This window comes from Peribacillus sp. (assembly GCF_059453735.1).
In genome coordinates, this window is the sequence record NZ_JAZVJO010000556.1 from 1 (window position 1) to 5,062 (window position 5,062).

The window sequence follows — 5,062 nt, forward strand, 5'->3', positions numbered from 1 at the left end:
GGATCTAGTCAGCGATATTTTTTCTGGTAAAGCAATCATCCTTTTTCATGGTTATGATCGGCTTTATTCTGTTGGAATTTCCAATCGGCCTCAACGTACACCTGAGGATACGGCAACAGAAACGACGATAAAGGGACCAAGAGATAATTTCATAGAAGATGTAATTATCAATTCCGCTTTAATTCGAAAAAGACTGCGTTCTAAATCGCTACAAAACGAGCAGTTTGAAGTAGGTCGACGTTCTTTAACAAAGGTTTCACTGTTATATGTAAAGGATGCAGCAAATCCAGAAATTGTGAAAGGGATTGTAGAAAAAATTAAACAGATTGATGTCGATGGTATATACAGCGGCAATCAGCTGATGGAATTGATTGAAAAACCAGCACCTCTATTTCCGAGATATGATTATACCGGAAGACCTGATACTGCTGTTCAATCTCTTTTAAAAGGACGAATTATCCTATTAATTGATGGCATTTCCTATGCAATCATTACTCCTGCTAACTTATTTTTACTCTTAAAAACGGGAGAAGATAATGAATATAACAGTGTTTTTGCTTCCTTTGAACGATTACTAAGAATCTTTGGTATCTTTGTTGCCGCCCTATTGCCTGGTTTTTGGGTGGCCGTGACGACCTTTCACCAAGACCAAATTCCGCTCATCTTACTCGCCACCGTTGTAGAGGCTAGAAGAGGCCTACCGCTTCCTTCTTCATTAGAGGCCATTGTTATGGTCATCATGTTTGAAATATTCCGAGAAGCTGGCATGCGTCTCCCACCAAGCATCGGTACCACCTTAAGTGTTCTCGGCGGCTTGATTATAGGTGATGCAGCCATCCGTTCTGGTCTAACAAGCCCGGCTATGCTTGTCGTCATTTCCGGTTCTATTGTCGCTACCTTTACCTTGGTTAATCAGTCATTAATTGGGGCGATAAGTGTCCTCCGACTGTTTACGATTTTATTTGCTTCCTTTTTAGGCTTATTTGGATACTTTTTTTCACTTCTATTCATTTTGATTCATTTGAGTAATATGAGGACATTCGGAATTCCTTATTTAGACTTTACAGCTAATTTAAATTTGAAAAACTTATTAAGAGAAATGCTTCGCCTGCCTGCTAAACAAATCAAAAGCAGACCTTCTATGTTTTCTCCAGAAGATAAAAGGCCTCAGGGGGACGGTGAACAGTGAAAAAATCAGTTAAATACCTATCCATCATTCTTTGCACCCTAATTCTTTCAGGATGTTGGGATACTACTGAACCCGAGCGTCTTGTGTACGCAACTGGTATGGGCATAGATTATAAAGATGGTGAGATTGTCGTGTTTTTACAAATTATGAATATGAGCGGCTTAGCCAAAACAGAAGGCGGAAGTTCAATTCCAAATCGAGTAGATGTCGGTCGTGCTGCTGGAAAAACACTTGATGAAGCAATTTTCAACTTGTACCACACCTCAGATCGGCGAATATATTGGGGCCATTTATCATTTATCATTTTTTCTGAAAAAGCGTTAAAAAATGATTTATTAAGACCCGCTACTGATTTTCTTGATCGTTACCGAGAGACCAGATATAGAATATTCTATTACGCAACTAAAGAAGAGCTTAAAGAAGCGATGAAAATCGGTCCAATCGAGAGCGTCTCAATGGCTTTCTCTAGGCTGAGTGACCCAGAGGGTAATTTTAAACAGAGTTCATTGATTCAGCCTCTTGATTTAAGAGAACTCATCATTAGACTTGATGAACCAAGTCATGTAGCTGCACTGCCTGTTATAAAAATCACTAAGCAATGGTTTGGAGAAAAGGAATCGAGAAAGAATATATTAATTCAGGATGTAGCTGTAGTCTCAAAAAAGAAATACTATGGAATATTTCCAAAAGATAAAATTGGCGGAACCCGGCTCATATTTAAAGACTTTACGCGAGATAATATTGATCTTTTTAAAGGTACAGATAAAGTAATTACTGCGGTGGTTTATGATAAAAAAGAAAAAGTCATTCCTATTGTTAGAGGCGATGAAGTCAAATTCAAAATCAAATTGAGGCTAAAAGCGAATATTGAATTAGTGAAACAACCAACCAAGATGAATGACTTTGAGAAGGAAATTAGAAAAGTATTAAAGAATGAAATCAAAACCAGCTATAAATATGGGGCAAGTAAAGGGGTTGATGTATTTCACTTATCCGAAATACTATATAGAGAGCATAATAAAACATGGAAAAAAATCGAAAAGGACGGTCGAATTCCCTTAACAAAGGATCTCATTGATTCGATAGATATTAACGTAACCCTTCAAAACTCAGGAAAAGATAAGTTAACTCCTGTTTTTGAATAAAAAAAGCTCAAGAACAGCCAACCACTCTTGGCTTCTTGAGCTTTTCATTTATCCCATAATATGATAACCGGAATCTACATGCAGATTTTCACCTGTTATGCCTCTAGCCATCTCACTGAAAAGGAATACGGCTGTATCGCCGACTTCTTCTGGTGTAGTTGTTCTGCGAAGCGGTGCTTCTTCTTCAATCTGATGGAGAATTGAATTAAAGTCACTGACTCCTTTGGCTGATAATGTACGTATAGGACCAGCTGAGATTGAATTCACGCGAATTCCTAACGGTCCTAGATCATTGGCCAGATAGCGGACACTCATTTCAAGCGATGCTTTAGCTACTCCCATAATGTTGTAATTAGGCAGTACGCGTTCTCCGCCAAGATAAGACATCGTAATAATACTTCCGCCTTCAGTCATAAGGTCTTTTGCTGCTTTGGCTACGGCCGTTAACGAATATGAACTAATGTTATGAGCAAGCATGAATCCTTCACGCGTTACATTCATATACTCGCCATTGAGCTCTTCCTTATTGGCAAACGCCACACAGTGTGCAACCCCATGAATGATCCCGACCTGTTGCTTGATAGAAGCAAAACACGTTTCAATATCTTCATCCTTTGAGACATCACATTGTAAAACAAGTGCATTGTCTTCAAGTGTTGCTGCTAATTCCCGAACGCTGCGTTCAGTCCGGTCACGGCCATATGTAAAGATTATTTTAGCTCCAAATGCATGAAGGGAGCGGGCAACTCCCCAAGCAATACTGCGTTTATTAGCTACGCCCATAACGACAAATGTCTTACCTTGTAAAGAAAGAGTCATGAATTAGTCCTCCTGATTGATACGAGTTATTAGTACCTAGTAATAAAAGTATAACAAATCTTTGGAATCATGGAAAGCATCTTTCAACATGCGTCTAAAGTAAATAACTCATAAACAACGTGGCTAAGCCGAAATAGATTAAAATACTAATAATGTCATTAATCGTCGTAATAAACGGTCCAGAAGCTACAGCTGGATCGATGTTCATTTTATGCATCATTAGCGGAATCAATGATCCTGCCAATGTTGCAATAATCAATGTTAAAAATATGGAGATTCCAACGAGTAGACCCAGCAGTAAATCATGATGCCAAAAGAAGATAATAACCGTAATTAAAATACCGCAGATAGACCCTGTAATTAATCCAGTTCCTGCCTCACGGATAATTAGCTTCCATTTACTCTCATTCTCTAAATCACCCGTCGCAATCCCCCGTACAGCAACCGCCAAAGCCTGTGTACCGGTATTTCCGGCCATCCCTCCGATAAGCGGTATAAATACAGCTAGAATTGCTTTTTGACTAAGCGTTTCTTCAAATCTGCCGATTAGACTAGCAGTAAACATGCCCAGGAATAACAAGATAATCAGCCATGGAAGACGTTTACTCGCAGCCGTGAACGAATTTTTTTCCACACGGTCTAAATCTGATACACCTGCCAGTTTGGAATAATCATCTGAAGCTTCTTCTTCCATGACGTCCATGATATCATCTACTGTAATAATACCTAATAGGCGCTGTTCAAAATCAACTACAGGCACTGCAAGGAAATTATAATCTCGCATAGTACGTGCGACATTTTCCTGATCTTCCGTTACTGAAACAAATTGAATTCGATCTTGCATAATATCAGCAATCATAGTTTCATCATCAGCAACAAGTAAATCACGAAGTGTCAAAACACCAACAAGCTTCGCCTGATCATCAATTACATAAAGGTAATAAATCATTTCCGCTTTTGGGGCTTCTTTTTTTAGTATATACATCGCAGAACGCGCTGTTTGGTTAGCTTCGATGGCTACGAATTCAGTGGTCATAATACTGCCAGCTGTATATTCTTCATAGCTCAATAACTCTTTTAATTCGACGGCCGAATCATGATTCATAATGGTCAAGTAGCTGCCGGCTTGTTCCTGACCCAGCTCGTTTAAGACATCCGCTGCATCATCGGCATACATTTCTGAAAGCATATCTGCTGCATAAGCTGGAACCATTTCAGAAAGCAGGTTTTCATATTCGGCTTCCTCATTTTCAATGTGTTCAAATATGGTTGCCATTTCTTCTGGAGACAGAAACAGATAAACCTTTGATCGAAGTTCTTTCTCCAAACTTGAATAAAAGAGGGCTTGATCATAAGGATGAAGCTCAATAAATTCTTCTCGGAATCCTTGTAGATTGTCTGAATATAAGGCTTCCTTCATTTTCTCTCGTTGAAGGTTTTCTTCCTCCATTGGTGCTGTCATACAATAGCCCCCTTTCGTATTAGTTATAAATTCTTTCCTTTCATGTAAAGTAGCTGCATGGTAGATAATAAGATAAAGTAAATATAAGGATGTGAACTATGCATATCGATATTATTGGTGACATTCATGGCTGTTATAATGAATTTACCCAATTAACGAAACAATTAGGCTACTCATGGGAAAAAGGGTATCCTATACATCCAAACGGCAGAAAATTAGGCTTTGTCGGAGACCTCACAGACCGTGGAGCACAATCTCTTGAAGTCGTAAAAACCGTATATAATCTTGTCCATAGTAACCATGCTTATTATTCTCCCGGTAACCATTGCAATAAGTTGTACCGTTACTTTCTTGGCAACAAAGTTCAGCACTCTCATGGTCTTGAAACAACCGTTGCAGAATATGAGAACCTGCCGATTGATCAACAGAAAAAGATTAAAAAGCAAT

General features: G+C 38.8%; 5 protein-coding genes. 3 read left to right on the forward strand and 2 right to left on the reverse strand.

The annotated features are described in order from the left end of the window. Together AC52RT_RS18230 and AC52RT_RS18235 are read left to right on the forward strand one after the other, a co-directional pair. A partial coding sequence (locus tag AC52RT_RS18230; protein WP_495542063.1) for a spore germination protein occupies positions 1 to 1,189 on the forward strand: 1,189 nt, incomplete at its 5' end. Beyond that, positions 1,186 to 2,334: a Ger(x)C family spore germination protein gene (locus tag AC52RT_RS18235; protein ID WP_495542064.1), complete on the forward strand. Its 1,149-nt coding sequence runs from the start codon at positions 1,186 to 1,188 to the stop codon at positions 2,332 to 2,334. The genes AC52RT_RS18230 and AC52RT_RS18235, both read left to right, overlap by 4 nt. 48 nt (positions 2,335 to 2,382) lie before the next feature. Here AC52RT_RS18235 and fabI read toward each other — a convergent pair whose 3' ends face one another. Then, positions 2,383 to 3,153, reverse strand: a complete 771-nt coding sequence (fabI, locus tag AC52RT_RS18240) for an enoyl-ACP reductase FabI (protein ID WP_495542065.1) — start codon at positions 3,151 to 3,153, stop codon at positions 2,383 to 2,385. Between the two features lie 94 nt (positions 3,154 to 3,247). Beyond that, complete coding sequence (gene mgtE / locus AC52RT_RS18245) at positions 3,248 to 4,615, reverse strand: magnesium transporter (protein ID WP_495542066.1); 1,368 nt, start codon at positions 4,613 to 4,615, stop codon at positions 3,248 to 3,250. 98 nt (positions 4,616 to 4,713) lie between these two features. Between mgtE and AC52RT_RS18250 the strand changes: the two genes are divergently transcribed. Beyond that, positions 4,714 to 5,062: metallophosphoesterase (locus AC52RT_RS18250; protein WP_495542067.1), on the forward strand; the 349-nt coding region annotated here is incomplete at its 3' end.

What these genes read in the sequence shown, in the direction of transcription:
- mgtE (WP_495542066.1), bottom strand. Translation starts at nt 4,615, where the DNA reads ATGACAGCACCAATGGAGGAAGAAAACCTTCAACGAGAGAAAATGAAG.
- fabI (WP_495542065.1), bottom strand. Translation starts at nt 3,153, where the DNA reads ATGACTCTTTCTTTACAAGGTAAGACATTTGTCGTTATGGGCGTAGCT.